Origin of the sequence: Sphingomonas lycopersici, from assembly GCF_026130605.1 — a bacterium.
Taxonomy (GTDB): domain Bacteria; phylum Pseudomonadota; class Alphaproteobacteria; order Sphingomonadales; family Sphingomonadaceae; genus Sphingomonas; species Sphingomonas lycopersici.
Map to the genome: position 1 here is coordinate 42780 of NZ_JANFAU010000013.1, position 18812 is coordinate 61591.

The 18812-nt window shown below is 67.3% G+C and carries 13 protein-coding genes and 1 tRNA gene; 10 read left to right on the forward strand and 4 right to left on the reverse strand.

The window, feature by feature from the left end; translation table 11 throughout:
- Positions 1-62: 62 nt before the first annotated feature.
- The 3 genes from NED98_RS19345 to NED98_RS19355 all read left to right on the forward strand — a co-directional run bounded on the left by NED98_RS19345 (position 63) and on the right by NED98_RS19355 (position 2921).
- Positions 63-329, forward strand: coding sequence for a hypothetical protein (locus tag NED98_RS19345; protein WP_179512341.1), 267 nt, complete (start codon positions 63-65; stop codon positions 327-329).
- 442 nt (positions 330-771) lie between these two features.
- Positions 772-1896 (forward strand): DUF47 family protein, encoded by a 1125-nt coding sequence (locus NED98_RS19350; protein WP_179513716.1) that lies wholly within the window; start codon positions 772-774, stop codon positions 1894-1896.
- Positions 1897-1907: 11 nt separating this feature from the next.
- Positions 1908-2921, forward strand: coding sequence for an inorganic phosphate transporter (locus NED98_RS19355; protein WP_179512340.1), 1014 nt, complete (start codon positions 1908-1910; stop codon positions 2919-2921).
- 70 nt (positions 2922-2991) lie between these two features.
- Here NED98_RS19355 and NED98_RS19360 read toward each other — a convergent pair whose 3' ends face one another.
- A complete protein-coding gene (locus NED98_RS19360) occupies positions 2992-3900 on the reverse strand; it encodes a LysR family transcriptional regulator (RefSeq protein ID WP_265314098.1) in 909 nt (302 codons plus the stop codon).
- A gap of 105 nt (positions 3901-4005) precedes the next feature.
- Here NED98_RS19360 and ilvD point away from each other — a divergent pair, with 105 nt between their 5' ends.
- A complete protein-coding gene (ilvD, locus tag NED98_RS19365) occupies positions 4006-5859 on the forward strand; it encodes a dihydroxy-acid dehydratase (RefSeq protein ID WP_265314099.1) in 1854 nt (617 codons plus the stop codon).
- A 3-nt stretch (positions 5860-5862) separates the two neighbouring features.
- Here ilvD and NED98_RS19370 read toward each other — a convergent pair whose 3' ends face one another.
- From NED98_RS19370 to folK, 3 genes are all read right to left on the reverse strand, one after another.
- Entirely contained in the window at positions 5863-11352 is a 5490-nt protein-coding gene (locus NED98_RS19370) for a DUF4347 domain-containing protein (protein ID WP_265314100.1), read from the reverse strand.
- Positions 11353-11919: 567 nt separating this feature from the next.
- Positions 11920-11995: transfer RNA gene (locus tag NED98_RS19375), tRNA-Lys, on the reverse strand.
- Positions 11996-12484, reverse strand: a complete 489-nt coding sequence (gene folK, locus NED98_RS19380; protein ID WP_265314102.1) for a 2-amino-4-hydroxy-6-hydroxymethyldihydropteridine diphosphokinase — start codon at positions 12482-12484, stop codon at positions 11996-11998.
- Between the two features lie 26 nt (positions 12485-12510).
- On the opposite strand from folK, the gene NED98_RS19385 reads away from it, so the two are divergent.
- From NED98_RS19385 to NED98_RS19410, 6 genes are all read left to right on the forward strand, one after another.
- Complete coding sequence (locus NED98_RS19385) at positions 12511-13176, forward strand: uracil-DNA glycosylase (protein WP_265314103.1); 666 nt, start codon at positions 12511-12513, stop codon at positions 13174-13176.
- A 138-nt stretch (positions 13177-13314) separates the two neighbouring features.
- The gene (locus tag NED98_RS19390; RefSeq protein ID WP_265314104.1) at positions 13315-14193 is read left to right on the forward strand and encodes a glycosyltransferase family 2 protein; all 879 of its coding nucleotides are present in this window, start codon (positions 13315-13317) and stop codon (positions 14191-14193) included.
- The gene (locus tag NED98_RS19395) at positions 14190-15002 is read left to right on the forward strand and encodes a ChbG/HpnK family deacetylase (protein ID WP_265314105.1); all 813 of its coding nucleotides are present in this window, start codon (positions 14190-14192) and stop codon (positions 15000-15002) included. Before NED98_RS19390 ends, NED98_RS19395 begins: the two co-directional genes overlap by 4 nt.
- Positions 15003-15008: 6 nt before the next feature.
- On the forward strand, positions 15009-15545 hold the full coding sequence (locus tag NED98_RS19400) for an RNA polymerase sigma factor (RefSeq protein WP_265314106.1): 537 nt from the start codon (positions 15009-15011) through the stop codon (positions 15543-15545).
- Positions 15538-16473, forward strand: a complete 936-nt coding sequence (locus tag NED98_RS19405; RefSeq protein ID WP_265314108.1) for a FecR family protein — start codon at positions 15538-15540, stop codon at positions 16471-16473. The genes NED98_RS19400 and NED98_RS19405 overlap by 8 nt, the downstream gene beginning before the upstream one ends.
- A gap of 28 nt (positions 16474-16501) precedes the next feature.
- Positions 16502-18775, forward strand: coding sequence for a TonB-dependent receptor (locus NED98_RS19410; protein ID WP_265314109.1), 2274 nt, complete (start codon positions 16502-16504; stop codon positions 18773-18775).
- The last annotated feature ends 37 nt before the right edge of the window (positions 18776-18812 follow it).

Sequence of the window (18812 nt, forward strand, 5' to 3'; positions counted from 1 at the left end):
TCGCTGACTTGCCTTTTCGCGTAACAGGCATATCCTCTCTCTACGCAAAGGAGAGAGATGCGATGAACAGGATCGAGCTGGGCGTAGGCGATTCGGGTGACAAGAGCCTGGTGATCTTACAAAGCCTGCTCTGCCTGCTGCGCGAAAAGAACCTGCTAACCCGCGCAGATATCGAGGAATTGCGCGAGAAGGTGGAAGCGCGCGCGAGCGATCATGCGGGCGATCCGTTGCCCTGCTGCATCGAGGGCGCGGCCGCGGCGGCGAGCGAAATGAATCGGTTGGGCGAATATATCGGCCGTCGGTACGGCGGTAAGCACCGTCGAATCTGAGCGGTCCCGGCGGCGCGTCGGCGCGCCGCTGCACGTATGATAATCGGGGCGCTGGTTCGCCGGCGCTGTGGGCGTGCAACTATTCGCTAGGCAAAACCCGCATTCCCCCCCGGTCTTTGAGCCGCAAGGCAATGATATTTGGCGGCTTGCCCCTTCGTCACGCCGGCCTTGTGCCGGCGTCCACTGCGCCTCCCGCCTTGGAGCAAGAGCCGCTTGTCCTGCCGATGCCTCCCGGTGGACCCCGGCACAAGGCCGGGGTAACGGGGTAGCCGGAAAATGGCGCCGATCTCCCTTAACTCAAGAAACTGAAATAGCGGCTGTTCCTGTCGACGCCGCGCTTGCGTGGCGGGCTTTCGCGCGTCACATTGTTACGCAGCGATGACATTTGCGTGCGGGGCGGATATGGGGCCGCCGAGACGATCTATTCGCAAAGAGACAGGCCATTCGCCAGATTGCCGCTTTACCCTATCGCCTTGATGGCGTCGCGCCGGACGGTGAAATCCGCGTCCTGCTGATCACGTCGCGCGACACCGGCCGCTGGGTCGTGCCGAAGGGCAATATCGGACCGGGAACCTCGCTCCATGTCGCCGCCGCGCAAGAGGCGGAGGAGGAGGCGGGTGTGAGCGGTGCCCTGTGCCCGGTGCCGCTCGGCACTTATCGCTATCGCAAGCGGCGCAGCAGCGGCGCGTCGCTGATGATCGACGTCGACGTCTTTCCGCTCGCGGTGACGCGCGAGCTGACGACGTGGAAGGAGCAGGCGCAACGCGAGCGCCGCTGGTTCACCTTGGCCGATGCGGCGCATGCGGTGGACGAGCCCGATCTGCGCGAATTGATCCGTTCTTTTGCGCCGTCTCAATTCGAGGCGGCGGTGCGGCGACGGTCGTCGCTCGTCACCCAACAACCGATTTCGGGAGTCCGTTCGATGTTCGCCTGGTTCCAGCGCCTGCTGCCCAAGACCGGCAATTTTTTCGAGCTGTTCGAGGCGCATGCCGCGACAGTGTTGGCCGGCGCCGAGGCGACCGCGCGGTTGCTGGAGGGCGGCCCCGCCGCGCGCGAGCATATCCGCGAGATCGTCGAGCGCGAGCATGACGCCGATCAGATCACCCGCGACGTGCTCAAGACGGTGCGCTCGACCTTCCTCACCCCGTTCGATCGCGCCTCGATCACCGCGCTGATCGGCGCGCTCGACGATACGATCGACGAGATGCACGCCGCGGCGATGGCGATCGATCTCTATGAGGTCAACGAATTCGCGCCCGAGATGCGCGACATGGCGGGGATCGTGCTCGATGCCGCGCGCGTCGCGGCGGAGGCGATGCCGCTGCTGCGCGACGTGAGCCGCAACGGCGACCGGCTCCACGAGCTGACCGAGCGGCTGGTGCGGATCGAGGGGCATGCCGACGAGATCCACAGCGCCGGGCTCAAGCGCTCGCTCGAAAATTACGGGAAGCAGGATACGCTGCGCTTCGTCGTCGAGCGCGAGTTGTACAAGCATCTCGAGCGGATCGTCGACGCATTCGAGGATGTCGCCGATGAGATCGACGGCATCGTGATCGATCACGCCTGATCGCGCCGACGATGCACGATCTCGCTTTTCCGTTGCTCGTCGGCCTGATCGCGGTCGCGCTGGCGTTCGACTATCTCAACGGGCTGCATGATGCGGCCAATTCGATCGCCACGGTGGTCGCGACGCGCTTGCTGTCGCCGGTCCAGGCGGTGGCGTTCGCGGCCTTCTTCAACTTCGCCGCCTATTTTCTGACGATCGCCTTTCCCAGCCTCCACGCCGTCGCGGAGACGATCGGCAAGGGGTTGATCAACAAGGATATCGTGACGCCCGCGGTGATCTTCGGCGCGCTCGGCGGGGCGATGTCGTGGAATGTCATCACCTGGCTGCGCGGGATTCCCTCGTCGTCGAGCCACGCGCTGATCGGCGGGCTGATCGGCGCCGGGGTGGCGCATGGCGGCATCGGCACGATCCAATGGGCCGGGCTCAACAAGACGCTGCTCGCGATCGTGCTCTCGCCGATGATCGGCATGATGCTGGCGATGCTGGTGATGCTGCTCAGCAGCTGGGCGCTGCGTCGCGCGACGACCTTCCAGGCCGAGCGTTCGTTCCGCGCGCTGCACCTGCTCTCCTCCGCCACCTACTCGCTGAGCCACGGGCTCAACGATGCGCAGAAGACGATGGGGATCATCACCGTCCTGCTCTATTCGACCGGCTATCTCTCCGGGCCGTTCGCGGTGCCGCATTGGGTGGCGGTGAGCTGCTATATCGCAATCGCGCTCGGCACGATGACCGGCGGGTGGAAGATCATCGAGACGATGGGCTCGCGGATCACCAAATTGTCGCAGCATCAGGGGTTCAGCGCATCGGCCGCAGGGTCGATCGTGCTGTTCGGCGCCTCGGCGCTCGGCATTCCGGTGTCGACGACGCACACCATCACCGGCGCGATCGTCGGCGCGGGCACCGCACGGCGCGCTTCGTCGGTGCGCTGGGGGGTGGCGAGCAACGTGGTGGTGGCGTGGATCATCACCATCCCCGCCTCGGCCGCGGTGGGCGCGGCTTTTTACCTTCTGACGCGGCTGTTCTGAGACTGGCGGTGAGCGTCGTTCCTCCCCTCCCTTCACGAGGGAGGGGAGTAAGACGGGGAGGGGAGCACAATCACATAAAATCCGCCGTCTCGATCATCCGCAGGAAATTGCCGAGCGTCGGCGCCGTATCGTCGCGGCGCCAGACGATCCCGGTTTCGAGCAGCGGCGCCTCGTCTTCGAGCGGCAGGTAGCGCACCCCCGATCGCGCGAGATGGCGCAGCGAGGCGGGGACCAGCGCGATCCCCATCCCGGCCGAGACGAGGCTGATGATCGTCTGCATCTGGATCGCATATTGCGCGACGCGCGGGTTGCTGCCGTGCGCGGCATAATAGCCGGTCACGAGATCGTGGAACGAGGGGGCCACCCGCCGGGGAAAGACGATCAGCGGCGAGGCGATCACCGCCGCGACGGGCAGATGCTCGCCCGCCGCTACGATCCGCCCCTGCGCGAGCCAGCTTTCGGGCACCGCCGCGACCAACGGCTCGGACACCAATTGGCGATAGGCGAGCGGATCGGGCAGCGGCGCGGCGCGATCGGGGATGACGATGCCGATCTGCCCCTTGCCCTCCAGCAAAGCGGCGACCTGCACGTCGCTGGTCGCCTCGGTCAGCACGAGATCGACCTCGGGATAGGCGCGCCTGAACCGCTGCACCAGCGCGGGCAGGATGCTGTAATCGGCGGTGCTGACGAACGACAATTCGAGCCGCCCGGCGTCCCCGCTCAGGATGCCGCGCGCGATTTCGCCCAGCGCATTCACCCCCGCGAGCGCGGCGCGGACATGCGGCAGCCATTGCTCGCCGAACGCGGTCAGCGCGACGCTGCGCCGGGTGCGCGCGAACAAAGGCGCGCCGAGATCCTGCTCCAGCGCGCGGATCGATTGGCTGAGCGGCGGCTGCGTCATCCCCAGCCGCGCCGCGGCTTTCCCGAAATGCAGCGTCTCGGCGAGGGCGACGAAATGGCGGAGCTGGCGCACGTCCATTTCTTATATCTACAATGACCTAATCGGCGTTCAATAATATATTTTACTGGCGGATATGCGCGCGATAAAGTTGCGCGGATTCCACCACGCCGGAAAGATCGTTACATGCCGCATTACCGTTCCCGTACCAGCACGCACGGCCGCAACATGGCCGGCGCCCGCAGCCTGTGGCGCGCGACGGGGATGAAGGACGGCGATTTCGGCAAGCCGATCATCGCGATCGCCAACAGCTTCACGCAATTCGTGCCGGGGCATGTCCATTTGAAGGATCTCGGCCAGCTCGTCGCGCGCGAGATCGAATCCGCCGGCGGTGTCGCCAAGGAGTTCAACACGATCGCGGTCGATGACGGGATCGCGATGGGGCATAGCGGGATGCTCTATTCCTTGCCCTCGCGCGAGCTGATCGCCGATGCGGTGGAATATATGGCCAATGCGCATTGCGCCGACGCGCTGGTGTGCATCTCCAATTGCGACAAGATCACCCCCGGCATGCTGATGGCGGCGATGCGGCTCAACATCCCGGCGATCTTCGTCTCGGGCGGGCCGATGGAGGCGGGCAAGGCCGAGGTGAAGGGCAAGCAGCAGTCGTTCGACCTGATCGACGCGATGGTCGTCGCCGCCGACGATCGCTACACCGACGAGGAAGTCGCGACGATCGAACGCTCGGCCTGCCCGACCTGCGGGTCGTGCTCGGGGATGTTCACCGCCAATTCGATGAATTGCCTCACCGAAGCGCTCGGGCTTGCGCTGCCGGGCAACGGCTCGATCGTCGCGACCCATGCCGATCGCGAGCAATTGTTTCGCCAGGCGGGGCGGCTGATCGTCGACCTCGCGCGGCGCTGGTATGAGGAGGAGGATGCGCGCGCGCTGCCGCGCGGCATCGCGACACGCGCCGCGTTCGAGAATGCGATGAGCCTCGATATCGCGATGGGCGGCTCGACCAACACCGTGCTCCATCTGCTCGCGGCGGCGCAGGAGGGCGAGGTCGATTTCACGATGGCCGATATCGACCGGCTGTCGCGCCGCGTGCCGTGCCTGTGCAAGGTCGCGCCGGCGGTCGCCGACGTCCATCTGGAGGACGTGCATCGCGCCGGCGGGATCATGGCGATCATGGGCGAGCTCGATCGCGCCGGGCTGCTCGATACCAGCCTGCCGACGGTCCATTCGCCGTCGCTGGCGCAGGCGCTGCATCATTGGGACATCACCCGCACCGACGACGAGAAGGTGCTGACGCTCTATCGCGCGGCGCCGGGCAATGTGCCGACGCAGGTCGCGTTCAGCCAGTCGGCGCGGTTCGACGAGCTCGATGCCGATCGCGCGACCGGGGCGATCCGCTCGGCCGAACATGCCTTCAGCAAGGATGGCGGGCTCGCGGTGCTGTTCGGCAATCTCGCGCCCGAGGGATGTATCGTGAAGACCGCGGGGGTCGATCCGTCGATGCTGACCTTCGAGGGCACGGCGATCGTGTTCGAAAGCCAGGATGCCGCGGTGGCGGGGATCCTCGGCGGCAAGGTGACCGAGGGCGATGTGGTGATCGTCCGCTACGAAGGGCCGAAAGGCGGGCCGGGGATGCAGGAGATGCTCTATCCGACCAGCTATCTGAAATCGAAGGGGCTGGCCAAGTCCTGCGCGCTGATCACCGACGGGCGTTTCTCGGGGGGCAGCTCGGGGCTGTCGATCGGGCACGTCTCGCCCGAGGCCGCCGAGGGCGGGCTGATCGGGCTGGTGGAAACTGGCGATAGGATTCGCATCGATATCCCGACCCGCGCGATCGATCTCGTCGTCGCGGAGGAGGTGCTCGCGGCGCGGCGCGCGGCGATGGACGCCAAGGGGCGCGACGCGTGGAAGCCGATCGGGCGCGAGCGGGTCGTTTCGCCCGCGTTGCAGGCCTATGCCGCGCTGACCACTAATGCCGCGCGCGGCGCGGTGCGCGACGTGACGCAGCTTAGCCGGCGGTAGGACCTAAACCGGCCGCTCGGCGCGCCAGATCCGGCCGATCGCGCGGAACCATTGGAGCAACGGGCTCGACGGCCGCGCGTGGATCACCACCACGCCGGTCCGGCGCTGCGCCAGCCGATTCGCCGCGTCGGTATCGGTCGGGGTCGTGAGGTGGAGGCGATAGATCGCCTTGAGCGGCTTCAACGCGCCATCGTCGCGCTGGTTGACCGGGATCGGCCCGCCGTTGGTCGAGGCAAGCGCGGGGAATTCCATCTGCTCGGCCGCCGCGGATGCGATCTCGTCGAGTCGCGCCGGGCGTGATGCGCTGGCGGCGTCGTCCGGGACGAAACGCGCGGCCGCGCCGGGCTTCAGCCGCCACAAATCGGCTTCGTCGACATAGGCCTGGACGTCGTACCTGCGTGGCGAGACCAGCCGCGCGATCGGCTCGTCGCCGCTCAGCCAGCGCCCGGCGGTCATCTGCTCGGAAATATCGGTGATCATCCCGTCGGCGGGCGCAACCAATGTCAATTTCTCGCGTCGCGCAACGAGCCCCGCGAGGTTGAGTCGCTGCCCCGCGAGGTCGGAGCGCAGCACGCGGAAGTTGGCGCGATCCTCGGCATCGGCGGTCGCACGACCGGATCGCGCTTCGAGCTCGGCGATCTGCACCCGGGTGCGCGCGATGTCGCGATCGATATCGGGCGAAACGAGCCGCGCGATCGGCGTGCCCGCCTTCACCTGTTGCCCGTTGGCGACAAGCATCTCGACGAGCAATGCGGGCTCGCCGGTCGTCAGCGGCTGGCTCTGCACCGCGCTCAGCATCGCGGGCGCGCGGATCCGCATATCGGTCGGCAAGACGATCAACAGCAAGACCACGCCGCCGCCGATCGCGAGATAGCGGAAACGCGGCGTTTTGCGGATACGATCGCGCATCGCATGCCATGCCGCGACCTCGCTCGCGATCGGCCGCGCGACGAACACGATGATCTCGACGAGAAAGAGCGCCAGCCCGAGCAGCTTGAAGAACAAGTGATAGACCAGCAGCGCGATGCCAATGAACAGCACGAGGCGGTAGAGCCACGTCGCATAGGCATAGACGATCATCCAGCGCATCGTGCGCCGCGGCAATTCCTCGGGCGGCGCGTCGCCGATGCCGAACAGCGCCTCGCGCAGCCACCAACGGCCAAGCGCGAAGGCGCGCGACTGGAGATTGGGGATGGCGGCGGTGACCGTCAGCGTGGTGTCTTCGGGCGTCGTGGCGGTTTCGTCGTCCGCGACCGGAGGCGCGTTGACGACGGTGATCGTGGTCGTCGCGGCTGCCGAGCTGTTGGCGCCATCGCTGACCTGGACGGTGACCTGCCGCGTGCCGGGCTGGCCGATGCCGGTATTCTCGAAGGCGATGAGCAGCAATGCGGCCTGATAATCGGCCTTGCTGAAGCTGCCCGACAGCTTGACCTCGCTGTTGGTGCGGGTCCAGGCGATCCCGCTGGTGAGCGTGCCCGATGCGGCGGCCGAGCCGTTGACGATCAGCCGGTCGTCGGCGAACGACGACGGCTGGAGCGTGATCGTCGCGCTGGCGATGACATTGCCGTCGTCGGTGATGACGACGTCTCGATCGGCGATCGCCACCGCCGCGTCGGTCCGCACATAGCTGACGCTATAATCGCGTCCGCTCGCCCCCGATGAATTATTGCCGTCAAGATCGACCGCTGGCGGCGATACATTGTCGCGATAATCGAGATCGATCGCGCGGGGCGCGGCGTTCGAGCCGTTGGCATTGGTATCGTCGTCGCTGTCGGCAAGGTTGAAATTGCCTGCGGCGGTGACGTTCTCGTCGTTGGCGTCGAAGCCATCGTTAACGTTGGTGCCTTCGAAGATGTCGAGCAGCCCGTCGCCGTCGGTATCGGTCGTCGCGGTGACGCTGGTCGGCTGGCCGTCGCCGCGCTCGGCGATATCTAGGGTGCCGTCGGCGTCGGAATCGCGGTCGAGATAATCGCGGCTGCCGTCGCCATCGGTGTCGACGGGGCCGAGGCCGAGCGCCTTGAGCGAGATATTGTCGGCGGTAACGTCGATACTGCTGGTCGTCGTCGATATGTCCTTGAACTGGATCGTCGTTTGGGTGCTGGTCGCGACGAACGTGAACGAGTGGACGGTTACGCTGCCCCCGGTGGTCTTGGTGTCCGACTGACTGGCCAGAATCGTCGTCCCGTCGAGCGCCTCGATGTCGAGCCCCACCGTCCCGCTGCCGCTGCCGATCCAGGCGATCTCGTAGCTCAGCGTATAGGCCTGCCCCGGGACGGTGGCGATCGCCTGGGTTGCGATGCCGTTGGGGGTCGTATCCCCGCCGTTGAAGGTTAGCTGCCCTTGAAAATAGCCAACGTTGCCGGTCGTCGTCCATCCGGTGGCCGACGCATCGAAGGTTCCGTTGGTCACCAATTCGGTGGAAGACTGATAGATATCGTCGAGGCCGTTTCGGTCCGCGTCGGTGCCGCTCGGCGCGATATAGCCTTTGGTCTTCTGCGCCTCGACATTGTCGGTGATGCCGTCATTGTCCGAATCGAGATCGAGACGGCTTTCGATGCCGTCGCCGTCAGGGTTGGCAACCGTCGCTATCTGGATCGCGCCGGTCAGAGAGGTCGGCGGACTCGCATTGCTTTGCGAGAGGGTGATGACGGCATCGCCCGCGGGGCTCAGCAGCGGGACGGTGTTCAGCGAACCGTTGAGGAGCTTCATCGGCTCGAGCGCGCCGCCGCTCGTCCGCGAGCCGAACAATGTAACCTGCCCCTGGCGGTCGATGCGGATCTGGACCAGCGGATTGGCCGCGGTGCCCGTCAGGGTCCATACCTTGGATAGTGTCGTATTATCCAGGAAGGCGACATCGGCGCCGGCGCCCGCCGCATAATATTGCAGCTCGTCGGATGCGATGTTGACGCCATTGACCTTCAGCTGGAGCGAATTGTCCAGCGTGTAGATGTTGAGGACGACATTGTCGATCTGCCCCGGCGGCACGATTGTCTGCGTGCCTCCGTCCTTGACGCTGAGCGCGGTGGTTGATGAATTGGCAGATCTATCGGCGATATCGATGATGCCGTCATTGTCATCGTCGATGTCGGTGTTGTTGGCGATGCCGTCGCGATCGGTGTCGAGCGGGGTGATCGTGGCGGTGGCGGTGTTCGAGGCTTTCGGGTCGGTCGAGGAGGTGGCGCTGACGGTGATCGTCCGCGCCGCGGTCGATCCCGATGTGGTGGTGAAGCGCACATTGCCCAGCGCGGTCTGGTAGCTCGCGGGGGTGGCGCTGCCGCTGAGCGTGAGCACCCCGGTCGAGGCGTTATAGCTGGAGGTGATGCCGGTGACCGCGGCGTTCAGCGAGAGGCTGTCTGCCGAAGTGGCGCCCGCCAGCGTCACGGTCATCGAGGCGATATTGTTGTTCTCGGGGTCGGTGACCGAAACCTGTTTGCCGATCGCGACCGCGGTCTGGCCGTAAGAGCCGCTGAAATCGGCCCCGGCGGCGGTGGTGTCGAGATCGATGCGCGGGGCATCCTCGACCGAGCTGATCGAGACGGTGACATTGGCGGTTTCGGTCGCGCCCCCGGCGGTGACGGTATAGCTGAAGGTCGCGTTGCCGTTGTAATCCGCCGCGGGGGTGAAACGCAGCTTCTGCCGGCCGGCCTCCTCGATCAACGTGACGCTGCCGTTGGTGACGGCGACGCTGCCGTTGAGCGCGATCGCCTTGCCGTCGACCGCGGTGATCGGGTGCGCGCTATTCTCGAAACTGTCGTTGGCGAGCACATCGATGACGATCGCGGTATCCTCGCTCGTCGTCGTGCTGTCGGCGGTGATGTCGGTGATCGCGTTGACGATCTGCGACACGGTGTCGGTGGTGCTGGAGAAAGCGGTGGTGCCGCCGGTGCCGCTGGTGGCGATGTTGAAGCGCCCGCCGTTGCTGCCCTGGGTGCGATCCCAGGCGCGGATCGTCAGCGCATCGGCGATCGTGCCGTTGTAATCGGCGTTGGGCTGGAAATAAACCCGCGAGTCCGCGACATTGGTGAGCAACAGCGCGTTGCTTTCGGAAACGCTGCCGAGCTGGGTCCAGGTGGTCCCGCTATTGATCGAATACCACCAGGTGCCGTTGGCGGCATTGGCGCCGACGATCGCGATGCCGGTCTGCGCCCCGCTGTCGACATCCGTCGTGCTCCCCCCGAACGAGGTCACGCTGGTCCCGACCGCGCCGCTCGGGGCGGGCCAGGCGGTGCTGGCGTTATTGTCCTCGTTGATCCCGCTCAGATCGCGACCCACGTCGGTCAGCACCGGCGCGTCGTTCACCGGCGTCACCGTCACCGCGATCGTATCGCTCGCGGTGGAGGTCGATGACGAAACCGGCGTGGTCGTGGTCGATGCCTTGGTGCCGGCGGTGCCGGCGGACTGGTCCCACGCCTTGAAGGTCAGCGCCGTCCCGCCGACCGTGCCGTTGAAATCGGCGGTGGTCGCCTGGAAATAGAGCCGCGTCTGGGGGTTGTCCGCCAGCAGCAGCGCGCTCGTGTTCGAGACCGTCCCGACCTGCTGCCAGGTCGCGCCGCTGTCGGTGGTATACCACCATGTCCCCTGCGTCGGGGCGTTGGCGGTGATCGCGATGCCCTTTTGCGCATTGGCATCGGTATCGCTGATGCCGCCGGTATAGGTCGAGACGGGCACCCCGACCGCGCTGCCGTTGGCCGGCGCGGGCGCATCCTCCGCCGCGGTATAGGTCAGCGCGGGGGCTGTATCGAGCGTCGGCGCGGCGAGCAGCCCGTCCCACTCGGGCGCGGCGAGGGTCGCCGCCTCGATCGTCCCCGCGCGCGCCTCCAGATCCCAGTCGCCACCGCGTTGCGCGCTGCCGGTGTCGTCGGTCGAGGCGGCGACATCGGCGCCGGTCGCATCGGCGAGCAGCGCCAGCGCGGCGCCGTCGTCGCCGAAATCGCACCCGTAGATGAGCAGATCCCCGCTCTCGGTGAGCGCCGCGCCCCAGATGGCGAGCTCGTCGGCATATTCGCCCGCGATCGTCGCGCGGTTTAGCACCGCCGTGCCGAGCCGGACATTGCTGTCGTCGCCGTGCGAGATGATGTGGATCGCGGAAACGCCGCGCCGCTCGGCGAGGATATTGGCGATCTGCTCGACGCCATCGCTATCGCGATCGAGCACGACGATCTCATAATCGCCGTCGATGCCGGCGATCAGGTCCTGATAATTCTTCACCGCGCCGTCGACGAAGACGATCGCGCGCGGCGGCGGGGCGGTGTCGGCGAGCGCGGTATCGCGGGTTTCGTCCTGCGTTGGACGCTCCTCGCTCGGCTGATCGGCGGCGGTCCAGCCTGCGTCGGGGGCGGGCGCCGCCGCCGAGGTCGGCACGAGGCCTTCGGCGCCGGCTGCGGCGGTCGCCACCGCCGCGCCGTCGAACATCATCCGCGGCTCGAGCGCGAGAAAATGCCGCCCGGCCTTGCCGCCGAGCGATTGTCCCGTGCGTTTTGCCTTACTCGCCACCGACCTACTCCTGACATTCGCGCTGTCCGCCGGATAAAATTGTTCTATTTCAATCTTATAGTTACCCTGCTGCAGGCCGGGCGATGATTTGACGCCACCGGCGAAGGTTTGGAGGGATGACCGTCCTTCGCGATCGACAAGGCGGCAACCGGCATCGAGCCATGCTAAGTAATTGAATCGACTACGAACGGAACCTCAATAAACTGGGTACATTATATACCGCAGAAACATTACGCGTTCGATAAAGTTGCTGCTTGAACTCGGTAAACATGAGTAAAGCTATATATCGAATATATACCAATGTCCCGAGTGATCGCGCCTTCGACGGTGCTTATTTGGAAATATAGTCCCTCTTAACCGCATGTCGCCCCGGCGAAAGCGGCAAATCATTTTATAATGGGGCAATTCATGCGTTGAATCAGCGTTAAGCAGACGCTGTAACGGTGTTCGGCCTCTTGCGCCGGCATTGCGAGGCCGGGCCGCAAGCGGATTCGGCGCGCGGGATCGGTCGCTTACAGCAGGTAGCTGGAGCGGGGTCGCCCGATCGACAATGCGTGGAGGGAAGGCTGGTGGGTCCGCCGGGATTCGAACCCGGGACCTCTCGATTAAAAGTCGCTTGCTCTACCGACTGAGCTACGGACCCTCACCAGCGTTTCTGCCGGTTAGGGAGCGCGCGCCGCCGGGTCAACCGTGCATGAAGCTGTCGCGCGCTGAGACCGGTCACCGGATCGCGCCAATCGGCGGCCAAAGCGACCAGCGGCGTGAGTACGAAATCGCGCTCGCGCAGCGCGCGGTGGGGCACGGTCAGCCCCGGCGAGCGCCAGATCCCGCCCGACCAGGCGATGATGTCGAGATCGATCACCCGCGCGCCCCAGCGCCGCCCGCGCCGCCGGCCGAAATCATATTCGATCGCCTTGAGCCGCGCGAGCAGGGCAGGGGGATCGGCCTCGTCCTCGATTCTCGCCACCGCATTGGCATAAGCGCGATTCGACGGCCCGAGCGGCGCGGTCGTCATGATCGGCGAGGCGCGCGTCGCGCCGATCGCCGCGAGCGCGGCGCGTATCTCCGCGCGCGGGCCGCCGTGCCGGCCGGGGCGATTCGAGCCGAGCGCGATGAGGTAGCTTTGCGTCATCCCGCGCGAGCCTCTAGCGATTTATGATGATTTTCGCATCCTCACCCCTGCCCGAAAGCGAGCCGCCGCGCGATTGCCCTTTGTGTCCGCGGCTCGTCGCGCTGCGCGCGGATATGCGCCGCGATCACCCCGATTGGTGGAACGCCCCGGTGCCGGCGTTCGGCGACCCCGCGGCGTGGCTGGCGATCATCGGCCTCGCCCCCGGCATCAACGGCGCGAATCGCAGCGGGCGCCCGTTCACCGGCGACGCGGCGGGGGCGCTGCTTTACCAGACGCTTGCCAAATTCGGGCTGAGCGAGGGGACGTTCGACGGGCGACCCGACGACGGACTGGCGCTGAAGGGGGCGGTCGTGGTCAACGCCGTCCGCTGCCTCCCGCCGGGGAACAAGCCGACCCCGGAGGAGGCGCACACCTGCCGCCGCTATCTCGCCGCGCCGGTGGCGGCATTGCCCGCGGCGCGGGTGTTCGTCGCGCTGGGGCAGGTGGCGCATCAGTCGACGGTGAAGGTGCTGGGCGGCAAATTGCCCAAGGCACGCTTCGCGCATCTTGCCGAGCATCGCATGCCCGACGGCCGGATCGTGATCGATAGCTATCATTGCTCGCGCTACAACCAGAATACCGGGCGGTTGACCGCCGAGATGTTCGAGGCGGTGTTCGCGCGCGCCGTGGCGTTGCGCGGGGCGGCTGTGTAGCGCTCTTCGCCCAGCCGCTGAGCTATCCAAAAAAAATTTCGCCCCACCCGTGCGGGTCGGTGCGCGCCGTGTCGTCATGTCAGTGCGGCGGGCAAGGGGGAAGTCCGCCGCAACCCATGCCGCACGGGAGGGCGAGGCGTGTTTCAGGATTTTCTGCGTCACGACGAACTGGGGCTGAAGATCGGCGAGGCGGCGGCGCAGCGCGACTGGTCGGTGCTTTTGCCCTTCTTCAACGAACGCGATTGCATCGGCGATACCGTAGCGAGCCTCGCGCGGCAGGACGAGCGGCCGCTGGTGATCCTGATCGACAATGCCAGCACCGACGACAGCGCCGATGTGGCGGTCGCGGCGTGCCGCGACCACGATCTGCCCTATGTGCTGGTGCATGAGCGCCGGCCGGGGAAGGTCGCCGCGCTCGCCGCCGGGCTGGCCTGCGTCACCACCCCGTTCGTCGCGACCTGCGACGCCGACACCTGGTATCCCGCGCATTATCTCGCCACCGCGCAGACCTTGCTGGAGCGCACCGGGGTGGCGGCGGCGGGCGCGTATTTCGTCGCGCGCGCCGCCGGCACCGCACGGCGCGTGGCGTCGGCGCTCCACGTCAATATCGCCGCGCGCCTGCTGCCGGCACAATGCCACGCCGGCGGCGCCGGACAGGTGTTCCGCACCGCCGCGTTGCGCGGGGCGGGCGGGTTCGATCCGCAGCGCTGGAATCTGGTGCTCGAGGATCACGAGATCATTCACCGCGTGCTCAAACACGGGGCGATGGATTATAGCACCAGCCTGTGGTGCTCGCCCTCGCCGCGCAAGCGCGACCGCGCCTCGGTGCGTTGGACGCTGGCGGAGCGGCTTTGCTATATCGTCACCGCCGCGACGCAGACGGGCGACTGGTTCTTCTACAATCACCTCGCGGCGCGGCTCGCGAAGCGGCAATTGTCGAGCGACCGGCTGCGCGAGCGGCGCTACCAGCGCGCCACGGCGCCCGCGGCGGTCTTTGCACCGGCGGTCGTGGCATGACCAAGGCCCGGCTGATCCTCTGCGCCGACGATTTCGCGCTTTCCCGCCCGATCAGCGAGACGATCGTCGCGCTCGCGCATGAGGGGCGGCTCAATGCGATCAGCTGCATGTCGGTCTGTCCTGGCTGGACCGCCGATGCGCGGCTGCTCGACGATCTGCCCGCGGGAATCGAGATCGGGCTGCATCTCACGCTGACCGGCGAGGCGCCGCTCACCGACATGCCCGAATATGTCCCCGACGGCGGCGTGATGCCGGAGATCGATCCGCTGACCGTCGCGGCGATGAAAGGCAATTTGCCGCTGGAGGAGATCGAGGGCGAGATCGCGGCGCAATTCCGCGCCTTCCGTCGCGCGACCGGCCGCATGCCCGATTTCGTCGACGCGCATCAGCATGCGCATGTGCTGCCCGGCATCCGCCGGCTGTTCCTCGATGCGGTGGCGATGCATGCGCCGGCGGCGTGGATCCGCGATTGCGGTGACCGGATGAGCGCGATCGCCGCGCGCCCCTATCGCGGCAAGGCGATCGGCAGCGCCTATCATGCGCGCGGGCTGCGCCGGGCGGCGGCGCTGCGCGGGCTGGCGTGCAACAGCAGCTTCGCCGGCCATTATGATTTCAACAGCGACTATGAGCGCGTCTTCCCCCGCTTCCTGCGCCGGCCGGGCGCGGTGCATCTGATCATGTGCCACCCCGGCGCCGGCGAACTGCCGGGCGATACGATCGCGGCGGCGCGGCTGCGCGAGGCCTCGGCCTTGCACCGGATGCAGATCGCGGACATTGCTCGCGCTTATGGGCTGGAATTCGGCGGATGATCGTTCGTGCGCGTCGACACCGCGGAAACGCAGGTAATGGCGGCGCCGGGGCTCGTCGCCGCCTATCGCGAGCAGCGCGCGCAGCTGTTGCGGCTGCTGGCGGCGCGGCTCGGCAGCGCGGCGGACGCGGAGGATGCGCTGCAGGACCTGTGGCTGCGCGTCGCGGCCAATCCGCAGCTCGAGCTGGCCAACCCGGCCGCCTATCTGATGCGCATGGCGAACAATCTGGCGACCGACCGGCGGATCGCGGCGCAGCGCCGCGCGGTGCTGGAAACCGATTGGGCGGCGTCGGGCGACGTGGCGACCGACCGGCCTTCGCCGGAACGCGAATTGCTGGCGCGCGACGCGCTGCGCCACGCCGATCGGGTGATCGCCGCGATGCCGGAACGGATGCGCCTCGCCTATCGGCTGTTTCGCATCGATCAGGTGCCGCAACGCGAGATCGCGACGCGGCTCGACATATCGGTCAGTGCGGTGGAGAAATTGCTCCAGCGTGCCTATCGCCGGCTGCATGCGCTGGCGGATGGAGGGGACGATGACTGACATCGCCACGCACATCGACGAGGCGGTCCTCGACGCCGCGATCGCCTGGCACCTGCGGCAGGAGACGATGGACGCGGCCGACTGGGCAGCGTTCACCGCCTGGCTGGAGGCCGATGCGGCGCACGCCCGCGCTTATGACGCGGTGAGCCTGGCGGATGCCACGCGTCATCCGGCGGCGGTGCCGGCAATCGCGGCGAACGACGATGAGGCGCCGGTGCGCTGGTGGCGGCGCGGTCGTGGCGTCGCGCTCGCGGCGGGGGCGCTGGCGGCGGCGATCGCGGGGGCGGTCGGGCTGCGCGAGGCAGGGCTTCGGTCACCCGCGCCGGTGACGATCGCGGCGACCACGCCGCGAGCGGTGACGCTCGGCGACGGAACGCGTATCGCGCTGGCGGCAGGCGCGCGGGTCGAGGCCGGTGCGCGCAGCGCGACGCTCGAAAGCGGCCGTGCGACCTTCCGCGTCACGCATGATGCCGATCATCCCTTCACCGTCCGTGCCGGCGCGTGGGAGATTCAGGACGTCGGCACCGTCTTCGCCGTGACGCATGACTCGCGCGGCGTCGATGTCAGCGTCACCGAGGGCGCGGTGCTGTTCGATCCGCGTGACAGCCGGATCGCGCTGGCCGCGGGCGATGCGTTGAGCGTATTGCCGGGCAATCGCGTGATCCGTTCGCGGGTCGCGCCGGATCAGACGCGGATTCTGACCTTCACCGGCCAGCCGATCCTGATCGCCGCAGAGACGATCGCGCTGGTTGCCGGGCGCGACGTGCGCGTCGACCAGCGGATCGCGATGACTCCTTTCACCGGCGTGATCCGATTGACGGGCGACACGCCGCGGGACATGGCGCATTTGGCAAGGCTGACGGGAATGCGCGTGTCGAATGAGGGGGTTGGTTGGATCATCGCGCCATCGACCGATCCTGCGCGCTAGCATAGCAGCGGCGGCGCTCTTTGCCGCCGTGCCATCTGCCGGTGCACAGACCGGCGGCGAGATCACGTTGCAGGCGGCGTTGCTCCAGCTTGCCACGCGCAGCGGCGAGGAAATCGTCAGCCTCGAACCGGGTCTGCGCGCGATCCGGGTCCGCCTGCCGCCGCCCGGGCTGCCGCTCGAAACGGCGTTGCGCCGGATGTTGCGCGGCACCGGCTATCGCGCCGAGCGCATCGCGCCGCACGGCTATCGCATCGTGCGCGCTGCGACGAGCCGGCCGGCGCCCGTGGCTCCGCCGCCGCCGTCGCCGGAAGACGCCGCCGATGTGATCGTCACCGCGAGCAAGCAGCATGTGCCGTTGCTGCGCTTTCCCGCCTCGATCACCTCGATCGTGCCGCATGCCGATGCCACCACCGGCGCGACGTCGAGCGTTGCCGATGCGGCGCGCTCGACCCCGGTGCTGCAGGCGACCGCGCTGGGGGTGGGGCGCGACAAGATCTTCATCCGCGGCATCGCCGACAGCAGCTTCGACGGCGCGACCCAGTCGACGACGAGCTATTATCTCGACGACATCCAGATGAACTACGCGACCCCGGAGCCGGGGCTGGCGCTGGTCGACATCCGCGGGGTCGAGGTGATGGAGGGGCCGCAGGGCACGCTCTACGGCGCCGGCGCGATCGGCGGGATCGTGCGAATCATCCCCAATCCCGCGCAGCCCGGCGCCTTCCACGCCGGGATCACCGCCAGCGCCAGCGCGACGGCGGACGGCGGGCCGGGCGGGGACGTGTCTGGCTTCGTCAACTTGCCGCTGGCGGACGACACCGCGGCGGTGCGGCTGGTCGGCTATCGCGCACATGAGGGCGGCTATATCGACGACCGGATGCTCCACCGACACGCGATCAACGACCTCGATCGCGTCGGCGGGCGCGGGGCGGTGCGGGTCGAGGCGGGCGACGGATGGCAGATCGACGCCAGCGTGCTGGGGCAGCGCAATTCCGCCAGCGACGCGCAATATATTGATTCGGGCGGCGATCGCCTTGTGCGCTCGGCGCGGATCGCACAGCCTTATTGGAACAGCATCGTGCTCGGGCGGGTGCATATCCGCAAGCGTTGGGCGAGCGGGCTCGAACTCGTCTCGGTGAGCGGGGTGAGCCAATATGATGCCGACGACTGGTTCGATGCGACCCCCGCGGGATCGCGCGGGACGGTGGCGTATAATACCGTGCGGTCGAACCTGTTGTGGACGCAGGAAGTGCGGCTCAGCCGGTCGCGTGCCGACGGCCAATCCTGGGTGTTCGGCGCGGCGATATTGCGCAATCGCGATTCGCTGAACCGGCAACTCGGCCCGGCGAGCGACCCGATCGAGATCATCGGCGTCACCAACGTCTCGCAGAATCTGTCGCTGTTCAGCGAGTTTACCGAGCCGCTCACGCATCGGCTGTCGATGACGATCGGATTGCGCGCGACGCAGGCGCGGGTCGACGGCTATCCCTCGCTCAAGCCCCGCGCGGGCGATCTGGTGCGCGGGCGGATGACGCGACGCGTCGATCCGACGCTGGCCTTGTCGTGGCAGCTCGCGCCGCGGCTATCGGTCTATGCGCGCTACCAATCGGGGTTCCGCACCGGCGGGCTCGCGGTGGCGCGCGGCATCGGGCGCGTCGCCGAGTTCAAATCGGATTCGATCGGAATGGGCGAGGTGGGGGTGCGGCATTTGCGCGACGGCGCCACCGGGGTCGATTTCGGCGCGGCGCTGTCCTATGCGCGGTGGCACGATATCCAGGCCGATCTGATCGACCGTCGCGGCCAGCCCTATACCGCCAATATCGGCAATGCGAATATCCTGACCGCGGAGGTCAGCGCGAACTGGGTGCCGGTGGCGCCGCTGCGGTTCGATCTGTCGGCGCTCTATACCGTCAACAACGTCGATGGGCCGCTCGCCTCGACCTCGCCGACCGACAACCGGCGATTGCCCAATACGCCGCCGTTCAGCGCGCATGCCGGGGCCAATTACGGCTGGAGCGCGTTCGGCGGGGCGATGCGGCTGGCCGGCGCGATCGACTATATCGGCCGCTCGGTGCTCGGCACCGGCCATTATCTCGATATCGAGCAGGGGCGCTATGCGGTCGTCTCGGCGCGGGCCGAATGGACCCGGCGCGACCTGACCCTGTGGCTGGCGGCGGACAATATCACCGACAGCCGCGGCAATCGCTTCGCGTTCGGCAATCCCTTCACGCTGGCCAACCGCGACCAGCGCACCCCGCTGCGCCCCGCGACCGTCACGCTGGGGATCAAGGTGGAGCGGTAGGGGAGGCGCCGCGCGGGGGCGCCCCCGCGCGGGCCGG

Bases quoted from the DNA above. Each gene is read 5' to 3' on its own strand.
- NED98_RS19345 (WP_179512341.1), top strand. From the start codon at position 63: ATGAACAGGATCGAGCTGGGCGTAGGCGATTCGGGTGACAAGAGCCTG.
- NED98_RS19355 (WP_179512340.1), top strand. From the start codon at position 1,908: ATGCACGATCTCGCTTTTCCGTTGCTCGTCGGCCTGATCGCGGTCGCG.
- NED98_RS19360 (WP_265314098.1), bottom strand. From the start codon at position 3,900: ATGGACGTGCGCCAGCTCCGCCATTTCGTCGCCCTCGCCGAGACGCTG.
- ilvD (WP_265314099.1), top strand. From the start codon at position 4,006: ATGCCGCATTACCGTTCCCGTACCAGCACGCACGGCCGCAACATGGCC.
- folK (WP_265314102.1), bottom strand. From the start codon at position 12,484: ATGACGCAAAGCTACCTCATCGCGCTCGGCTCGAATCGCCCCGGCCGG.
- NED98_RS19385 (WP_265314103.1), top strand. From the start codon at position 12,511: ATGATTTTCGCATCCTCACCCCTGCCCGAAAGCGAGCCGCCGCGCGAT.
- NED98_RS19395 (WP_265314105.1), top strand. From the start codon at position 14,190: ATGACCAAGGCCCGGCTGATCCTCTGCGCCGACGATTTCGCGCTTTCC.
- NED98_RS19405 (WP_265314108.1), top strand. From the start codon at position 15,538: ATGACTGACATCGCCACGCACATCGACGAGGCGGTCCTCGACGCCGCG.